Raw genomic sequence first — 18,561 nt, forward strand, 5'->3', positions numbered from 1 at the left:
ATTCAGGTTCAAATCAAGCTGCGCGCTGGGAGCCGTACGTCGAATCCGACTGGTCGACCTCCACCATGATCGAACTTGAAACCGCATCGATCTGATCTTGCGTAAGGTCGATGAGTTGCAGATGGAACTCACCGTTCGGGTCGCCGTTGATACCGGGCATGGAGGCGTATCCAGCCTTATAGGCCAGATAGTTAGCCGCAGCAACGATACCGGTCGTAAGATTGTTGTTCTGGTCGGCCTCAGGATCGTGGTGGTATCGCACTGCGTCAATCAGCTCTTGAGAGAGATGCCACTTCTCAGCCAAATAGCCGCCGACCTCGGCGTGGGTATAACCCAAAGTCTGTTGCTCGGCTTCGCAGATCGAAAGCTTCTGAGCGTGCGCCTTTCGGATTACGACGGTCAAATCGTTGGGCATAAACCGATCGAGCGTCAGGATTCCGATGTCGTGCATCAGGCCGATGACATAAAGCTCTTCCATCGAGCTGGGCGCAATAAGGCGTCCAATTGCTTTGGCTCCGACGCCAACGGCGAGGCAGTGACGCCAGAAGGCGAGACGATCGAAATCGGCGCCGACGTTGCGTTGCGACAGAATTTGCTGATAGGCAAGCGAGACGGCGATCGACCGTAAAGTGTTCATACCGAGGACGCTCAACGCTCGGCCAACGCTCGTAGCGGACTTCGCACCGTAAAGTGAAGAGCCGGCAACCCGAAGAATCTTGGCGGTGAGAGCAGCATCCTGCTCGATGATCTTCTCAAGGGATCGAGGCGAGACGTTAGGATCCTCGTACAGCTTCAGAATCTGGATGAGAACCGTTGGCAGAACGGGAAGGTTCTCACTTCGACTGATACGCAGGCACAAAGAATTCAAGTCCACACTGGGAATATCGGCACAGAATGGCACGGACCTTAGGGAAAAACCGATAGAGATTTGGCAAGTTTTCCACGATGTAGGAACAAGAATGTGCGGATTTTTCCTCCAAATTTGGACGAATGAAACCAACCATGTACCTTGAGCGTAATATACTCATGTAATTGAGCGTTTGACCATCATGGCGGACTACTACCAAGTGCTCGGCGTCGCCCGAGGAGCGGACGAAAAAGAGATCAAATCGGCTTATCGTAAGCTGGCGAGAAAGTATCACCCCGACGTGAATCCAGGCGATAAGAAGTCGGAAGCCAAGTTCAAAGAGGTCAGCGAAGCCTACGAAGTACTCAGCGATTCTGACAAGCGGAAGCTGTACGATCAGTACGGCAGTCAGTGGGAGCACGCCAAGCAGGTTCAGGACCAGGGCGGCGACGTGGACTTTGGCAATGTCGGCTTTTCCAACATGGGTGGATTCGGCTCTATCTTCGAGCAGTTTTTCGGTGGCGGCCAGCAAGGCGGATTCCGAATCCAGGACATGGAGGCCTCACAGCCGCGAGACATCGAGCGAGAAATCGAACTTTCGCTCTCCGATGTCGATACTGGCTGTACGAGAACCCTAACCTATCAAACAATGGACGCCCAGCAGACTCGTGGCCAGATCGCCACGGTGCCGACAACAAAGAAGGTCGAGGTCAAGATTCCGGCGGGCATCGGCGACGGCAAAAAGCTTCGGGTTCCCAGCAAGGGCCACGCGGGCATCGGTGGAAAGGCGGGAGACCTTTATGTTGTCATCCGATGGGCCAAGCATCCGCAGTTCAAACCAGTCGGCGAAAATTTGGAGGTCGAGGTTCCCGTCTCCTTCGCGACGGCGGCGCTCGGTGGTGAAATTTCGATTCCGACGCTTCGCAAGAACGTCACGATGAAGATTCCGGCGGGCTCCCAATCGGGCCAAATGTTCCGGCTAGCCAACCAGGGCATTACCAAACTTGGCGGCGGTAAGGGCGACCTAATGGCTCGCCTAAAGGTCACAGTGCCGAAACATCTAACGCAGGAACAGCGCGACCTGCTGACGCGATTTCAGCAAACGGAGAAAGCATGAGACACGAAAACCAGCCAGTGTATATGATCGGAGTGGCGGCACAATTGTGCAACGTCCACCCGCAGACTCTGCGCCAGTACGAGCGTCTTGGCCTCGTGATCCCTTCGAGAGTCGGCGCAAAGAACCGGCTTTACTCGGAGCTCGATATTCTCCGTGTTCGACGCATCCAGAGGCTGACCCAAGAGCTGGGCGTGAACCTCGCCGGTGTCGAGATCATCCTTCGCCTCCTCGACGACATGGAGGAGATGCGAACCGACATGGAAAAGCAGTTGGCGGACTATGTTGAAGAAGCCGAAAAGCGGATCACGTCGATGATGGAGAACCGAAACATCCTGCTTCGCAAGGACGAATCGCTCCTGCCTGTTCCCAATATCAAGATACGGAAATCGGCCCAGTTGTAGCCGGATGATCGTCGATCACGATCGACGTCGTCATATCCGCCACCACGTTCGTCACCGACCGCATTCGGGCGATGATCCAGTCCACTGTCAGCAGAATCGGCAAGAGGACGTCGGCCGAGTAACCCAGCGTGCCCAAAATGATCGCGAGCGAAATGATGCCCGCTTCGGGGACGCCTGCGATTCCGAGGGCCGTCAGAACGCACATCAGCGCAATGGTGATCTGCGACGAGAGCGAGAGGTCGAGGCCGATAGCCTGCGACACGATGATCACACCGAAGGCTTCGTAGAGCAGGATTCCGTCGTTATTGAGGTTCGTGCCGATGCACGCACCCATGCGCGAGCTCTCCTTCGAGATTCCCAAGTTATCGAGGGCTTTGAGCGTCAGCGGCAGAGTGGCGAGGCTGCTGTTGATACCGAACGCGTTGAGCACGGGCGGCGTAGCCTCCCGCCAAAAATCACGCAAGCTAACCCGCTTCTTGATGATCAGCCAGATGGGGTAGACAATGAACGTTTGAATGCAAAGCCCGAGGATGACGAAGCCAACGTACGGAATCAGCCCAAGCAGGTGAGCAAAGCCGTTCTCACCAACACTCTTGGCGATGACGGCGCCGATGGCTAGCGGCGTCAGCGACACCAGCCAAGTGATCACCTTTTCGGAGAGCCGATAGCCGCCATGAACGATCCGCTCCCAGTCAGCTACCCAAGGCTCGTTTAGATTCTTAAAGGATCTGAGGGCACACCCGATGAGCACGGCCAGGAAGGCGACGCTAAGGATGTTGGAGGTCGCAAACGGCTCGACGATGTTCTTGGGCAACAGGTTCTCAATGAAGCCGAGGACATTCACCTTGTGGCTTTTCGCGATCTCGCTGATGCTGGAATTCTGGACTTGTGCGCCGAGCACCAGGTGTTTGCCCGGCTTGAAGACATTGGCGATGGTCAGGCCGATGGTAGCGGCAATGGTCGTGTTGATGACGACGACACCGAGGAACCTCCGCGCCGACTTCCAGCGCACCTCGGATGAAACAATAGCATCAAGGATAGCAAAGAAGAGGAGCGGCGTAGCGACGGCCTTGATGAGGTCAATGTAGAACTTCCCTACGCTTCCCAGAGGTGCGGCGTTTTTCTGGAGGATGAGCCCAATGACGATGCCCACGACGATGGACACCACGATGTACGCCGTAGAGCGAATGGCTTTTCCGGCGGACATGGGTGCAGTATACGGTTTCAGCGAAAAGAGGGCAAGACAGTAGGCAGTTGGCAGTTGGCAGTCGGCACTTAATAGTTGGAAGTTTGGAGTTTGGAGCCTCAAGATTTCAGTGGATTTTCCCCTCCCGTCTCTAACACAAGTCAGGAGACACCCTTCCACGTCGAAACTGCCTTTGTGGCAGTTCCAACCGCGGACCCTTCAGATTTCCTCTCGGAGAGTCTGGAGAGGGCACAAGTGAGTGCAAAGCCAAAAAGAAAAAGCCCCTCGATCCATTGGAGCCGAGGGGCTTGAGGCTTTTGTGTTATTTAGATTTCGTCGTTGAGCCCTTCGAATCCGTCCTCATCCGCCGCCATATCGCTGAGCGACGGGAAATTCAGAGACTCGAACTCTTCATCGAAGTCAATATCCTCCGACTCGACCAGAGCCTGGAGCGACTGCTCGGCCCACGATCCGCGCTGGACGTTGACGTCGATTTCGCGGTACTGCTTGACGCCGGTACCGGACGGAATCAATCGACCAAGGATGACGTTCTCCTTCAGACCGATGAGGTGGTCGCGCTTTCCGCGGACCGCAGCTTCGGTAAGGACACGCGTCGTCTTTTGGAACGATGCGGCCGAGAGGAACGAGTCGGTGGCCAGAGACGCCTCGGTGATACCGAGAAGAATCCAGTTCGCCGTCGCTTCCTTCGGATCGCGCTCCACGTTCTCGCCGGAGATCGGGTCGACGTACTTGATCTTGGTACCCGAGTGCAGCTTCTCGCGCACTCGCTCGTTGGCTCGCTGGAAGGCGAAGCGGTCCACGATCTGGCCCGGGAGGAACGGGGTGTCGCCCGGCTCCTTGACCTGTCGCTTTCGCATCATCTGTCGAATGATGACTTCAACGTGCTTGTCGTTGATGTCGACGCCCTGGCTCTTATAAACGCTCTGCAGGTTCTCGACGAAGTACTCGTGAACTGCGGCGGCACCAGCCAATTCCAGAACCTCGTGCGGATCGCGCGGGCCTTCGGTCAGGGGGTCGCCCTTGATAACCTTGTTGCCCTTTTCGACCGGCAGCTTACCAAGCGGCGGAACGAGGATTGGGTAGATGATGTTGACGTGCTCGACGTCGGCCTTGCGGAGCGAAGCTACCATCGCGGTCGTCAGCTTTTGGCCGACCACCTTGTGCAGACCGTTCTTGTACGTGCCGGTGTTATCGGACGGCCAAGACTGAACGTCGCTGATGTAGGCATCCTTGATCGGCGCGGTCACCGGGACTTCGGCTTCGATGACGACGAATCGTCCAAAGCTCGACTCCTTGATTTCCTTGACGATACCGGAGACCGGACAAATGATCGCCTTACCACGCGGCTGACGTCGCGCTTCGAAGATTTCTTCGACGCGGACAATACCGGAGGATTCACCTGTCCAAGAGTAGAAGAACGTCTTTCTCGACTTCTCCCACATCTTGCGGCTGTCGCTGTCGCTCTTATCGGCGGCCTTCTGGGCGGCCTTGCTGGCTCGCTCAGCTCGCTTCTTCAGCTTCGGATCCTCAATCTCTTCGACGTTGTTGATCGTCAGCGGAGCGGTTTCCTGATTCTTGAAGAGCGATCGAACGATGGCCTCTTGGGTTTCCAACAGCTTGGTCGGGTCGAACGCCTTGAGGTCGGTATCGGTCGCGGACGCAAAGTCCTCCATGAACTGGCGGATGAACTTACCCGTCTTGTACTGGTTCGTACGAGCGATGGTAGCCGAACCAGCAACACCACCCGTGTGGAACGTACGCATCGTAAGCTGCGTTCCGGGTTCACCGATCGACTGAGCGGCGATGATTCCGACGGAGACGCCAACTTCGACGAGTTTGTTCGTCGAAAGGTCGATGCCGTAACAGTGCGAACAAACGCCCTGCTCGAGCACGCAGTACAGCGGAGATCGGACCTTCATGGCCAAGAGACCGTGGTCGGTGATCTCGAAACCAAAGCCTCGGTACTTCGTGTAGATCTTGTCCTTGGCCTTGTCGTCCTTCGCGCCATCAATCTCAGCGTAGAACTTCTTCTCGATCTGGTTCACTCGACCGGAGACTTCCTTGCTGATCGGCTCCTGGAACGTCGTCAGCGCCTCGCCCGAGTCGGGGTCGGTGATGACGGACAGCGCCAGTCGGTCGTGGATTCGGTCGCCGAGCGACTCGATCGCCTCACCCATCAGCACGATGCGGTGAGCAGTCATGCCTTCGGTGGTGCCGCAGTCGTCGGCCTTGACGATGACGTCCTGAGCGACGTCGCAAAGGCGTCGCGTCAAGTAGCCCGCGTCAGCGGTTCGGAGAGCAGTGTCAGCCAGACCCTTTCGAGCGCCGTGCGTGGTCACGAAGTACTCAAGCATCGACAGACCTCGGTGGAACGAATTCTTGACCGGAAGTTCGTAGATCGTTTCGTTGAACTGGTTCAACATCAGGCCGCGCATTCCCGAGAGCTGCGCAAGCTGCTTGATCGAACCACGAGCACCGGAGACAGTCGTGATGCTGAGCGGGTTGAACTGGGTCAGGCCCTTCACGATCTCTTCACCGATAACGTTATACGTTTCCTGCCAGAGTCGAACCAGGGTGCTCTGCATTTCGTTAAACGCGAGCATTCCTCGTCGGAACTGAGCCAGAACCTTGTTGGATTTGTCGTCTGCATCCTTCAGGATTTCGTCTCGTCGCTCCGGCGGGTCCATGTCGGTGATGGCAACGGTCAGACCGTATTTGGTCGCCCACTTGAAGCCGCTGTCCTTCATGTCATCGAGGAACTTGATGGTCGCACCGATGCCGGCTCGCTTGTGGATGACCAAGATCATGTCCGCGAGGGCCTTCTTAGAAAGCTCGACATTGACGTAGGCGTCGGAGAACTTGAGTGGCCACGGCAGAACGGCGTGGAAGATTAGCTGGCCTGGCGTAATCGCACGGACGACCTCTTCCCACTCCATTTCGTACGGCTGAAGCTCTTCGAATTCCTTGCCTTCGTCGTCGGTGGTGACAACCTTGTGGTATTCCTGACCGGTTGCGGTATCGCGGAAGGCGACTTCGCTGTCGGGTCGGAAGACCGGTCGGCGGAGACGAACCATGACCGGATCGTTGATGCCGATTCGCTCTTCGACGCCTGGGCTCTCGAAGTTGAAGATCACTTCGTCCGGACAGGAGTACACGAACGGCGCAGGGTTCTTCTCAGCGTTCTTCTTGTGAGCTTCGGCTTTGGCCTCAAGCTTGGCTTTGCCTTCTCGGCTCATCATCGTCAGGGCGTAGTTACCAAGAACGATGTCCTGCACCGGCGCACAGGTCGGACGTCCGTCCGACGGCGTGAACAGGTTCTGGGTCGAGAGCATGAGGACTCGGGCTTCGGCCTGAGCTTCGGCAGACAGCGGAACGTGAACGGCCATCTGGTCGCCGTCAAAGTCCGCGTTGTACATGTTACAAACCAGCGGGTGAACCTGGATCGCCTTACCGTCCACGAGGATCGGCTCGAACGCCTGGATACCCAGTCGGTGCAGGGTTGGAGCGCGGTTCAGAAGTACCGGGTGCTCCTTGATGACCTCTTCCAGACCGTCCCAAACTGCCGGGTGCATTCGGTCGATCATTCGCTTGGCCGTCTTGATGTTCTGCGTGATGCGCTTTTCGACCAGCGTCTTCATGACGAACGGCTTGAACAGCTCGAGCGCCATTTCCTTCGGAATGCCGCACTGGTGCAGTTTGAGGTGAGGACCGACGACGATAACCGATCGACCAGAGTAGTCGACGCGCTTACCGAGCAGGTTCTTTCGGAATCGTCCTTCCTTACCCTTGAGCATGTCGCTGAGCGACTTGAGCGGTCGGGCGTTGGAGCCAACAACCGGTCGTGCGCGGCGGCCATTGTCGATGAGGGCATCGACGGCTTCCTGCAGAAGTCGCTTTTCGTGGTTGATGATCGATTCCGGTGCGTGAATCTCGATGATCTTCTTCAACCGGTTGTTTCGGTTGATGATTCGTCGATAGAGATCGTTAAGGTCCGACGTGGCGAAGCGGCCACCGTCGAGCTGGACCATCGGGCGAAGCTCCGGCGAGATGACCGGGATCACGTCCTGGATCATCCAATCCGGTCGGCTCTTGGAGCCGATCAGGGCTTCGACGACTTCCAGTCGCTTGATAGCGCGGGCTCGTCGTTGGCTGGTGGTCATGACGATCTCCTGTCGGAGTTCGCGAGCCAGCTTTTCGAGTTCGACTCGGTGCAGGAGTTCCTTGATCGCTTCGGCGCCGATGTTGGCGCGAACGAGCGGTCGAAGGTCGCGCTCCATGCGCATACCGACGCTGTCCAACAGCTTGGAAACGGCTCGGTACTTGTCTTCGTCGATGAGCTGGTTCTTCTCCAGCTTGCCGAGGATTTCGACAGCGATATCGAGGTCCTTCAGTCGGTCGTCGGCGTCTCGGTATTCGGCCTTAATTCGGTCGTTAACTGCCTTCGATCGCTCGCGAACGTAGCCCTCGTCGTATTCGTCGCCGTTGTTCTTCAGGTCTTCGGCGAGGCGGGAAAGAGACTCCTCTTCCAGTTCGCGCATGCCAAGCTGAAGGTGCATCTTTTCGACTTCGACGGCCTTACGGATTTCCGGGAGGAGCTCCTGGATTTGGTCCTGGTCGATGTCGATGATGATGAAGCTGGCAAAGTAGATGACCTTTTCGAGGAGCCTCGGCGAAATGTCGAGGATCAGCGATAGGGGCGACGGAACACCCTTGAGGTACCAAATGTGGCAGATCGGCGCGGCAAGTTCGACGTGGCCCATTCGCTCGCGTCGTACCTTGCTTCGCGTGACTTCCACGCCGCATCGCTCGCAAACGATGCCTTTGTACTTAATCTTCTTGTAGCGCCCGCAAGAACACTCCCAGTCCTTAACCGGACCGAAAATCTTCTCGCAGAACAAGCCGTCTCGCTCCGGCTTGAAAGTGCGGTAATTGATCGTCTCCGGCTTTTTGACTTCGCCATGAGACCACGCCATCACGTCTTCCGGACTGGCGATACCAATTTTGATTTTGTCGAACAGACTTACTGCTGCCATTTCTTACCTTTGTTAATAATTCCCTTTCGTTGTTAACTGTCCGAATGTTGGGCCCTCTCGCCGTTGAACGGGCCCAAGAAAGATTTAGTTGAAGAATCCGACGGATCGGGCGAGTCGCATGTCGTCGCCGCCACCGAGTTCATCGAGATCCTTGAGCGGAAGCTCCTTGTTGTTCGCATCCTCGACGCTGACCTTGAGGCCAAGCGATCGAAGCTCGTTGACAAGAATCTTGAACGACTCCGGAATACCGGGTTCGGCCAAGCTTTCGCCCTTGACGATGCTCTCGTAGGCTCGGACGCGTCCCATGACGTCGTCCGACTTGATCGTAAGAAGTTCCTGAAGCGTGTAGGCCGCGCCATAGGCTTCCAGGGCCCACACTTCCATTTCACCAAATCGCTGGCCACCAAACTGTGCCTTACCACCCAGAGGCTGCTGGGTAACGAGTGAGTATGGGCCAATGGATCGGGCGTGGATCTTTTCGTCGACCAAGTGCTCCAGCTTCAACATGTAGATCATTCCGACCGTGATGTTGTTCGGGACCGTGTCGCCGGTGAGACCGTCGCGGATGGTCGACTTACAGGTGTTGGGATCGAAGCCAGAACGCTTGAACACGTTGCCTTCGAGGTTCGCCAGCATCTGCTTGTAGTGGTCGTCCTTCGCCTTGTGCGGTTTCTCGTCGATTTCGAGTTCCAGGTCTTCCGGAACGAACTCGTCGATATCGACTTCCATGAGTTCGCCCACTGGCTTGACCGGGCCGACGGCGAGGATTCGCGAAATGCGCTCCAAACCGTTCGTGCCGAGCTCGCGGAACTTGGTTTCGACCTTACCGAGCATCGCTTCCAGATTGTCGTCCTTCTCGAAGCTGACGTTGAGGAGCAGTTCGCTCTTCACGTAGGCTTCCAGGGCTTGGCGTCGGAAGTGCTCGGCCAGTCGCTCCATCTCTTCGAGAACTTCGTGCTCGGTCGCGCCTTGGAAGGCAGGGCACTTGTACTCGATTCCGAGGTGCTTACCGGCGTAGCCGAGGTGCGTTTCCAGAATCTGACCGATGTTCATTCGGCTCGGAACACCGAGCGGGTTCAGAACGATGTCCACCGACGTACCGTCTGCAAGGAACGGCATGTCTTCGACGGCCAGAACTCGGGAGATAACACCCTTGTTTCCGTGTCGTCCGGCCATCTTGTCGCCAACCATCAGCTTTCGCTTCTGGGCCACGTAGACCTGAACCGTCATGTTCGTTCCCGCTGGCAGTTCGTCCCCGGGGATTTGGAGCAGAGGCTCTTCCGTTCGGTCGCAGATCAGGCGATCGCGCTTCTTGGATTCCTTATAAACGTAGTTGATCGACGGCGACAGGTACTTGTAGCGGCTGAAGACTTTGACGTCCACGACCGTTCCCTTTTCGCCGTGCGGCAGTCGGAGCGAGACGTCGCGCGTCTCCTCCGCCTTCTTACCGAAGATCGCAATGATCAGCCGCTCTTCGGCGGTCATTTCGACCTGACCCTTCGGAGCGACCTTACCAACCAGAATGTCTTCCGGTCGAACTTCGGCACCGATGCGGATGATTCCGTTCTCGTCGAGGTCCTTCAGAGCATCCTCGCCGACGTTTGGAATGTCGCGAGTGACTTCTTCCGGTCCAAGCTTGGTATCGACTGCTTCGGTTTCGTACCGCTCGATGTGGATCGACGTGTACACGTCGTCCTTCACCATTCGCTCGGAGATCAGGATCGCGTCTTCGTAGTTGTAACCGTTCCACGGCATGAACGCGACCAGCACGTTCTTACCGAGGGCCAGTTCAGCCTTGTCAACACACGGGCCATCGGCGAGCGGATCGCCCTTCAGCACGCGCTGGCCAAGGGCCACCACCGGTCGCTGAGTGAAACAAGTCGACTTATTCGACTGCACCATGTGCAGCAGGTTGTACGACTCGGCCCCACCATCGTCTCGTCGGATGACGATCTCTTGCGAGGTGACGCTTTCGATGACGCCGTCGTTGAAGGCAACGACCGCCGCGCCGGAGTCAACCGCCGCAACTCGCTCGTAGCCGGTGCCGACCAACGGCTTGTCGCCGCGAAGGCAAGGAACCGCCTGTCGCTGCATGTTTGCGCCCATCAGAGCGCGGTTCGCGTCGTCGTTCTCAAGGAACGGGATCAGCGAGGTCGCGACCGAGATGATCTGCGAAGGAGCAACGTCGATAAAGTGGATTTGGGCTCGCGGGACCGTCGGGTAGCTCGCTCCCTGAAGTACGCCACCAGCGCATCGAACCTGGATTCGCTCTTCAAGGAAGAGTCCGTTCTCGTCGGTTCGCGTGTCAGCCGGAGCAACGAGGATTCCCGTTTCTTCCTGCGCCGTCATGTAGACGACTTCTTCCGTCACGTGGCCTTCTTTGACGACTCGGTACGGCGTCATGATGAAGCCGAACTCGTCGACACGAGCATGGGACGTGAGCTGGGAGATCAGACCGATGTTCGGACCTTCTGGCGTCTCGATCGGACAGATTCGACCGTAGTGCGAACGGTGGACGTCGCGAACTTCCAGCTTGGCGCTGGTTCGCTGGAGACCACCCGGGCCAAGGGACGAGAGACGCCGCTTGTTGGTGATTTCCGACAGCGGGTTCGTCTGGTCCATAAAGGTTGAAAGCTGGTTGCTGCTGAAGAAGCTTTTGATCGACGCGCTGATCGGCTTAACCGAAAGAATGATGCCCGGCAGGAGGTTCTCCTGGTCGGTCGAGGTCATTCGTTCGCGGGCGACCTTCTCCATTCGGACGAAGCCGAGTCGAAGCTGGCTCTGCAGAAGCTCGCCAACGGATCGGACGCGCTTGTTCTTCAGGTCGTCGATATCGTCGCGCTCCGCTTCGCGGTTCACGTACGGCTCCATGGCCAGCATCATGTGCGCCAGGTCTTCGGCCGTCAGGTTGCGGACGTTCAGCGGGATGTCAAGACCGAGCTTCTGGTTAAGGAAGCGTCGTCCGACCTTGCCGAGATCGTAGCGGCGGACATCGAAGAACAGACCGTAAACGAGTTGCTTAGCGGCATCTTCGTTGGCGGCTTCACCCGGTCGCATCCGCTTATAGATGTCCAGAAGAGCTTCGCGGCTGTTGGCGGTCGAATCGGCGTCAAGCGTTGCTTCGACGAGCGGCGAGACGTGCGTCAGGTTGATGCTCGCAAGCGCCATCGACTCGATCTTCTTGGCCGTAGCCTGCTCGATCTTCTGACCAGCGGCGATCACGAGTTCTTCGCCATCCATGATATCGGCGATCACTCGCTTACCGACGAGATCGTCAGCCGTTGGATTCTCAAGCGTGATTTCTCGCGACAGAGCGGCGAGGATTTCCTCGTTGGTGCTCAGCGGCGTGACCGTGAAGACTTGGATCGCCTTCTGATCGTCATCCAATCCGGCGATGACTTCGGCGGTGATCAACGTGTTGACATCGAGCACGACTTCGCCGGTCGAGGCATCGATGGCCTTCTCGACCGTCTTCTTACCGAGTGCTTCGCCAAGCTTTCGCTTTCGCGCGCCGCGGCCGTCGGTCTTCATGTTGCCCTGGTCGTCGACCATGTAGAACGAGTAGAGGGCTTTGACCAGCTGAGTGATCGGAAGCTTCTTGGTCTGCGAAATTTGGGTTCGAACGACAAAGTTCGCGTCGGATTCGACTTCCAACCACGGACCTTCGTTCGGGATCACGCGGGCCGAAACGACGACCTGCATGGAGGAATCGACGCCTTCCTCGAAGTAGAGGCCAGGGGATCGACTAAGCTGGGAAACGATGACACGCTCGCGGCCGTTGATAATGAACGTGCCCTTGTCGGTCATCAGCGGAAGGTCGCCGAGGTAAACCTCGGACTCGATCACTTCGCGGTCTTTTCCGCCGAAGCGAACGATGCCCTTGATCGGCGCTTCAAACGTGATATCTCGGTCGCGGCACTCCTGAATGGAGTACTTGGGTTCACCCAACGAAAAGCTGACGAGCTCGATGAAATTTGTTTGGGTGAAGTCATAGATTGGGCTGAATGTCCGGAACAACTCAGGCAAACCCTCTTCGAGAAACCAGCGGTAAGAATTAAGCTGTAGTTCAATCAGGTTTGGTACTTCGATGTGACGGTGAATTCGCTTGGAGGACGCGTGAATAACTCTCATCAAAACTCCAGGGGTAATCCGAGGAACATACAGTCTATCCCCTGGCGCCGCTATTTCACAACGCTTTGAACCGCCAATATTGAGTTTTCTTTAAGAATTCTCAGTTATTCTCGCTTGGACGTTATTCGATGACCGAATGTCGTCCCGTAAATTGTCTATCGCGATTGCCTGCTGGTGCATCAATTCGCGAAGCTGTCGCACTTCCTCTCGCAGTTCCGAGGTGTCGTTCTGCACCTGCGGAAGATTGCCCTGACTGTGGATCAATTGTGTCATCTGAGCTTGATGTCTTGTCAAGATTTTGATGACCGGAATGCTGAGGGCCGCAATCGGCACCAAGATTCCTGCCATGTCACCCAAGCTCATTTGTGCACCCCTATTGTATCGCGGAAATGGTGGCGGAACGACCTTTTTGTCCCGAAAAGAAGGGATCGACTACTGGTCAACACGGATTCTGTCCTGGACATTTTGGCCGGATCGGACCTCATCTTTGAGGTTGTCGACGGAGATGGTAAGCGCGGAGACCGTGTGTTGAAGATTGGCGATTTGTCGGCGAAGTTCGTCGATTTCGGCGCTGGGAAGACTGCTCTCCCTGCTGCCGTGCATCAGTTCCGCCATTTTCCGCTGGTGACTGGTGAGGATCGCCACAATCGGAATCATGAAGATGATGATGGGGACCATCAGCGCCATTTGCCATGGCTCGATGCCCGCGATTGGAATCAATTGCATCGCTATTCTCCTACCTTCATGCGATTTTGCAGGTCAGACTGTCGGTTCAACCGGTCATTCATATTGTCAATATTAATCGCAAGCGACGAGACCATTTCCCTTAATTGTTGAACATCTTGGCGCAGGGCGTAGATGTCGTTGCTCTGGGATTGGGAAAAACCGTGCGAGCCAGGAAGGTTCCCCAGATTCCCTTGTTGAAGGGGATTTCCCTGTGGAAACTGCCCGTCGTTGCGCATCAGCATCGCCATTTTTTGCTGGTGCTTCGTCAAAATCGCAACAATTGGAATCATCAGGAAGAAGACGGTCGCAATTAACGGAATGACCTCTTCCGGAAAACTCGCAATCGGCAGCACACTTGAACTCACCATATTCGTTTAACTACCCTCCTCTTCGAGGTTTGGTTTCAAGCCCTAATCAATTCGTCCTTTCGTCGAATTACCACTTCGGCGCTCCGCTTTTCGGGTTGCCTGCTCCAGCACACGGCCAAGGCCCTTAAAGATTGCCTCGATGATGTGATGGTCGTTTTCGCCTGAAATCTTTTTGACGTGGATCGTGAAGCCAGCATTGGCCGAAAAGGCGCGCAGGAATTCCTTCACGTTCTCAGTCGCGAGTCCGCCAACGGTGTCGCGGGTGTAATGAACGTCGTAGAACAGGCCGCTTCGGCCGCTGATGTCGAGCGCGACCAAAACCAACGCCTCATCCATCACCATGTGGCACGAGCCGTACCTCTCGATCGGACCGCTGGACTCCAGCGCATCGCGAAAGGCTCGGCCAAGCACGATACCGGTGTCTTCCACCGTGTGATGGTCGTCGATATGCAGGTCGCCTTCGGCTTCGATCCCCACATCGAACTGCCCGTGGTAGGCCATCAAGTGGAGCATGTGGTCGAAAAAGCCAATGCCAGTGGAAATATCCTGCTTCGTCCCGCCGTCGAGGTCGAGCACGATATGGATGTTCGTCTCTTTCGTTTCGCGATCAACTTCGGCAAAACGCACGCCAGGGGCCGACTTACTCATGGGTATGACATAACATACCACCGAAAGATTGGATTCGTTTCCGTCGAAATGCGGTTCCGACAAAATTAAGATGGGGTCGCGACGATCAAGACCACGACCCCACAGGAGGTGCTAGAATCATCCGGCCATCAAAGGCTGCAGCGCCTTCGTCTGCTAGACCATTCAGATTCAAGCCGCAAAGGCGGAAGGCTAAAGCATCGGAGCCAGGACGACTCACAAAGCATTTCTTCTCTCGCACACCTACGGGGTTAGCTGACGGGTTCGGGCCAAGAGCTTCCCTAGAGTCCCAATTGACTCATTCACCCCAAAGTTTGGGTCCCCCGATGAAGACTCATTGCAAGTCTTCATTCGGCGTTGGCTTTGCAACCATTTCTATGATACACATCTTTCCCCATCGGCGTTCCGATTTTCGCCGAAAAATATCGGTAAAATTTGAAGCTACATGGCAGTCCTCGTCGACAAGAACACGAAGGTCATCGTCTGTGGGATGACTGGACGCGAAGGAGCTTTTCACACAGAACAAATGATCGCCTACGGAACCAACGTTGTTGGTGGCGTCACTCCCGGAAAAGGAGGCCAGGAATTTCTTGGCAAACCGGTCTTCAATACCGTTCATGAAGCCGTCGAAGCCACAGGTGCAAACGCCTCGGTGATCTTCGTTCCGCCCCCCTTCGCTGCCGACTCGGTATTGGAATGCGAAGATGCCGGGCTTCCCTTCGTCACCCTCATCACCGAAGGTATTCCGATTTCCGACATGACGCGCGTCGTCAACCGACTGCGGGCCAACGGCGTCACTCGTCTGCTGGGCGGCAACTGCGCCGGCATCATCACTCCTGGCGAATGCAAAATGGGCATCATGCCGGGTCACATATTCGCTCCCGGCGACGTTGGTCTGGTTTCCCGCTCGGGCACCCTCACGTACGAAATCGTTTGGGAACTGACGCGTGCTGGTCTCGGCCAGACGACTTGCGTCGGCATCGGCGGCGACCCGCTTCCGGGCACCCGCTTTGTCGAGGTCATGGAGATGTTCCAGAATGATCCTAAGACCAAGTCGGTTGTACTGGTCGGTGAGATCGGCGGCTCGGACGAGGAGACTGCGGCTGATTACATTCGCACCAAGATGACCAAGCCGGTCGTCGGCTTCATCTCGGGCCGGACGGCCCCTCCAGGAAAGCGAATGGGCCACGCCGGAGCAATTATTAGCGGCAAGATGGGAACGCCTCAGTCGAAGGTCGAAGCTCTGGAGGCAGCAAGGGTCCCGGTCGCCGATCGAACCTCGGACGTGCCGCATCTGCTGAAGAAGCTGATTTCGTAAGGCTAATTGTTCCCCTCACCCGGTTCACAAAGTTCACCGGCCTCTCCATCCGGAGAGGCATCAATGCCTGACTCTTGCATTTGATCGACCTTGAGCAGCCACCTCTCAGAGTCCAGACGAAACATCATCGGTAAGACCAACTATTGCATGACGCCAGCTAGGATGCCTCGCCGGATGGAGAGGCCGGTGAATGAGCGTGCGAATGAACCGGGTGAGGGGTCGATTTCGCACTGCCACCAATGCGCCGGACCAAACAAAAAGAGCCTGGCAGTCGCTAGGCTCTTTTTGTTTATGCAAGGCGCGGCTTAGTTGCCCGATCCGCCACCGTCGCCGTCTTTCTTCGGTTTCGGGAACGTCTTGTCTGCCCATTCAAGGAACGCTTTGCGCTCCGAATCCTTCATCGAGCCATTGCCCTTCGGCGGCATGTGACCCGCCTTCACTTCGCGGGCCGCCCGAGTCCAAAGCTTGGCGTTCTTCTTAGCGTCTTCCAGGCTCATCTTGTCAGGGAACGCCACCTTATGCTTGGCGTAGTCCTTGTTGTGGCAGGAGATACAGTTCGCCTTCACGATCGGAACGATGTCTTTCTGAAACTGGGCTTCGGCCTTCTTGTCGGCGTCCGTGTCTTGGGCGACCGAGAAGATCGGCATCAAGGCGAAAAGGGCCGCCGCTACGACGGAGAAAATGGGCAACAAGGATTTTCTCATTGGATTCACTGACGAATAGATACGCAATTAGTTCACAAAACTGTATCAATGCATACAAAAAATGAGCCCGATGGTGGCGTCTCTTAAAGAAGATGACTGACTATATCGCCCCGGCTCAGACCAGAATTGGCCACGTCCACCTCAAAGTATCCGACCTTGACCGCTCGCTCGACTTCTATACGCGGGTCCTCGGCTTCCAATTGGTCCAGCGCTACGGCTCCCAGGCCGCTTTTGTCTCGGCTGGCGGCTACCATCACCATATCGGCCTCAACACCTGGCAGAGCAAGGGTGGTACTCCGCCACCGCCCCGGACCACCGGACTTTTTCACATCGCCATCCTCTTCCCTACCCGGCGCGATTTGGCAGTCGCCCTCAAGAACCTGGTCGATAATGGAGTGACGATCGACGGAGTCGCCGACCACGGTGTAAGTGAGGCGATCTATTTCCGCGATCCCGACGAAAATGGAATCGAAATCTATTGGGATCGACCCGAAAACGAGTGGCCCCGAGACAGTGCCGGACAATTGGAGATGGTCACCGATCCCCTCGATGTTCAAGGGCTATTGGCAACCATCGAAGGCTAATTACAGGCCAGATACCTTGTTGTCGGCAGCAGCTTTGGATTCCGAAGCGTTCGATTCGTCGGCCGGTGCCGGCTTATTGGCCCCGCTGATGGCTTCGGCTTTCTTCAAAGCACCCGCAACCGCCTGATTCTCCGTAGTCGACGAGGTCGCCGATGAGCTGGCGGGCGCGGGCGGTGGCGTCGAAAGCGCGAAGTAACCGGCGATCACAAACAGAAGGACCATCACCACAGCAAACAGAAGGACCATAGGATTCGGTCCACCCGACGAGGCGACGGACGAAACGGAGGAAACCGAAGACTTAACGGACTCCACGACGGGCTGTTTCATCTCAGTGGCTTCTTCGACTTCTTTGACGTCGCCAACCGTGATGCGAACCGGCTTTTCGTTAGACATTGAACCTAATATAGCAGAATTCTTACGCCAAATGAACGTCGTCGATGGCCTTCATCATCATGAAGAGGCAGAGAATATCGTAACTCGAAATCGTGAGAGCAACGATCCCTGGCACGAGGTATAGCAGCAGGAACGGGATGAGGTTTGGCACGACAAGGAAGTAGATGATCAGCCGAGCGATGCACACCATTTTGGTCACCGACTGCATCCACTCGTTTTTGACGATGAGCAGTCCACCCTGGACCAGGGCGACCACGGCAGTGATCAGCATTCCGAGCATCGGCAAGTGGTACACGGCCCAACTGATGATGCCAACCGCCAAATAGATGAGCCCGAGCACCAGAAACGACCAACTGGCGAATTGGTAAATCGCGAGCGCTTTGGCTTTCTGGCCAGACGAAAGAATGGACCTGGGGTCCGTGACCTGAGTGCCACAGAACACGCACTTCCCTTGCTCGTTCGTAGCGCGTTCGCCACATCGGGGGCAGACGTCGGGAAGCGCCACCTAATCCGTCTCGCCGATCAGGTAGATCATAAACGCATTCATACAAATGCTAATGACGTTCTGGATCAGGCCAAGCACGCCGAGCATCCCAAAGGCGAGAATGCCTCCGAACGAACCAAGCAAATCGATGATCCCGAAGACGAGACTGATGCCGCACACGAAGTTAACGATTCCGCGGATAATCTCGATCTTGGCGAGAAGACCAAGGCCCATGATCACGCTGATCGCATCGAACACAAAGCCGATGTAAGTGAACATTCCGGGGTCGCTCATCTCCTTCTTGTTCATGAAGGTCAAGAGGGCGGCGAGCGCGCCGGAGAGCACAAAGTAGCTCGCCACGATGTAGTAAGCGGGCACGACCCAGTTCGGCTTTCCGCCGGTGTGCACCGGATCGTAGGAATCTTGATCGATGAAGATCGATTTTTTGCCGGGTGCCGGTGCCAGACCCCTGAGGTCTTGGCCGCAGAATTGGCACGTTGGAACGCCAGCGATTACCTGCCGGTTGCAGGTCGGACAGGTCATGAACCCCGAACTCACGCCCCTATCATAACAAAAAAGGGACCTGATTTTCCATCAGATCCC

15 protein-coding genes and 1 pseudogene are annotated in these 18,561 nt (G+C 56.3%); 4 read left to right on the forward strand and 12 right to left on the reverse strand.

The genetic code is table 11. The annotated features are described in order from the left end of the window. Window positions 1-13: 13 nt before the first annotated feature. Window positions 14-1,000, reverse strand: coding sequence for an HDOD domain-containing protein (locus GC165_13420; GenBank protein MBI1333868.1), 987 nt, complete (start codon window positions 998-1,000; stop codon window positions 14-16). 49 nt (window positions 1,001-1,049) lie between these two features. Here GC165_13420 and GC165_13425 point away from each other — a divergent pair. Both GC165_13425 and GC165_13430 read left to right on the forward strand, forming a co-directional pair. Further along, window positions 1,050-1,373, forward strand: a pseudogene (locus GC165_13425) (DnaJ domain-containing protein). A gap of 587 nt (window positions 1,374-1,960) precedes the next feature. Beyond that, window positions 1,961-2,365, forward strand: coding sequence for a MerR family transcriptional regulator (locus tag GC165_13430; protein MBI1333869.1), 405 nt, complete (start codon window positions 1,961-1,963; stop codon window positions 2,363-2,365). On the opposite strand, the gene GC165_13435 is transcribed toward GC165_13430, so the two are convergent. The 7 genes from GC165_13435 to hisB all read right to left on the reverse strand — a co-directional run bounded on the left by GC165_13435 (window position 2,337) and on the right by hisB (window position 14,478). Further along, window positions 2,337-3,572, reverse strand: coding sequence for a cation:dicarboxylase symporter family transporter (locus tag GC165_13435; GenBank protein ID MBI1333870.1), 1,236 nt, complete (start codon window positions 3,570-3,572; stop codon window positions 2,337-2,339). The genes GC165_13430 and GC165_13435 overlap by 29 nt on opposite strands. A 305-nt stretch (window positions 3,573-3,877) precedes the next feature. After that, window positions 3,878-8,605 (reverse strand): DNA-directed RNA polymerase subunit beta', encoded by a 4,728-nt coding sequence (gene rpoC / locus GC165_13440; protein ID MBI1333871.1) that lies wholly within the window; start codon window positions 8,603-8,605, stop codon window positions 3,878-3,880. An 84-nt stretch (window positions 8,606-8,689) separates the two neighbouring features. Then, complete coding sequence (gene rpoB / locus GC165_13445; protein ID MBI1333872.1) at window positions 8,690-12,736, reverse strand: DNA-directed RNA polymerase subunit beta; 4,047 nt, start codon at window positions 12,734-12,736, stop codon at window positions 8,690-8,692. A gap of 90 nt (window positions 12,737-12,826) precedes the next feature. Further along, on the reverse strand, window positions 12,827-13,099 hold the full coding sequence (locus GC165_13450) for a hypothetical protein (GenBank protein ID MBI1333873.1): 273 nt from the start codon (window positions 13,097-13,099) through the stop codon (window positions 12,827-12,829). Window positions 13,100-13,168: 69 nt separating this feature from the next. Next, complete coding sequence (locus tag GC165_13455; GenBank protein MBI1333874.1) at window positions 13,169-13,462, reverse strand: hypothetical protein; 294 nt, start codon at window positions 13,460-13,462, stop codon at window positions 13,169-13,171. A 2-nt stretch (window positions 13,463-13,464) separates the two neighbouring features. Next, window positions 13,465-13,815, reverse strand: a complete 351-nt coding sequence (locus GC165_13460; GenBank protein ID MBI1333875.1) for a hypothetical protein — start codon at window positions 13,813-13,815, stop codon at window positions 13,465-13,467. A 57-nt stretch (window positions 13,816-13,872) separates the two neighbouring features. Continuing rightward, window positions 13,873-14,478, reverse strand: a complete 606-nt coding sequence (hisB, locus tag GC165_13465) for an imidazoleglycerol-phosphate dehydratase HisB (protein MBI1333876.1) — start codon at window positions 14,476-14,478, stop codon at window positions 13,873-13,875. A gap of 442 nt (window positions 14,479-14,920) precedes the next feature. On the opposite strand from hisB, the gene sucD reads away from it, so the two are divergent. After that, the gene (gene sucD / locus GC165_13470) at window positions 14,921-15,793 is read left to right on the forward strand and encodes a succinate--CoA ligase subunit alpha (GenBank protein MBI1333877.1); all 873 of its coding nucleotides are present in this window, start codon (window positions 14,921-14,923) and stop codon (window positions 15,791-15,793) included. Window positions 15,794-16,098: 305 nt separating this feature from the next. Here the strand turns inward: sucD and GC165_13475 are convergent, their stop codons facing one another. Beyond that, complete coding sequence (locus GC165_13475) at window positions 16,099-16,497, reverse strand: hypothetical protein (GenBank protein MBI1333878.1); 399 nt, start codon at window positions 16,495-16,497, stop codon at window positions 16,099-16,101. Window positions 16,498-16,589: 92 nt separating this feature from the next. Here GC165_13475 and GC165_13480 point away from each other — a divergent pair, with 92 nt between their 5' ends. Continuing rightward, a complete protein-coding gene (locus GC165_13480) occupies window positions 16,590-17,081 on the forward strand; it encodes a glyoxalase (protein MBI1333879.1) in 492 nt (163 codons plus the stop codon). Here the strand turns inward: GC165_13480 and GC165_13485 are convergent, their stop codons facing one another. The 3 genes from GC165_13485 to GC165_13495 are packed head-to-tail and all read right to left on the reverse strand — an operon-like array spanning window position 17,082 to window position 18,516. Continuing rightward, window positions 17,082-17,474: a hypothetical protein gene (locus GC165_13485; protein MBI1333880.1), complete on the reverse strand. Its 393-nt coding sequence runs from the start codon at window positions 17,472-17,474 to the stop codon at window positions 17,082-17,084. A 22-nt stretch (window positions 17,475-17,496) separates the two neighbouring features. Then, window positions 17,497-17,979, reverse strand: coding sequence for a hypothetical protein (locus tag GC165_13490; protein MBI1333881.1), 483 nt, complete (start codon window positions 17,977-17,979; stop codon window positions 17,497-17,499). Beyond that, the gene (locus GC165_13495) at window positions 17,980-18,516 is read right to left on the reverse strand and encodes a hypothetical protein (protein MBI1333882.1); all 537 of its coding nucleotides are present in this window, start codon (window positions 18,514-18,516) and stop codon (window positions 17,980-17,982) included. Between the last annotated feature and the right edge of the window lie 45 nt (window positions 18,517-18,561).

The sequence above is a fragment of the Armatimonadota bacterium genome, from assembly GCA_016125185.1.
Lineage (GTDB): Bacteria > Armatimonadota > Fimbriimonadia > Fimbriimonadales > Fimbriimonadaceae > Fimbriimonas.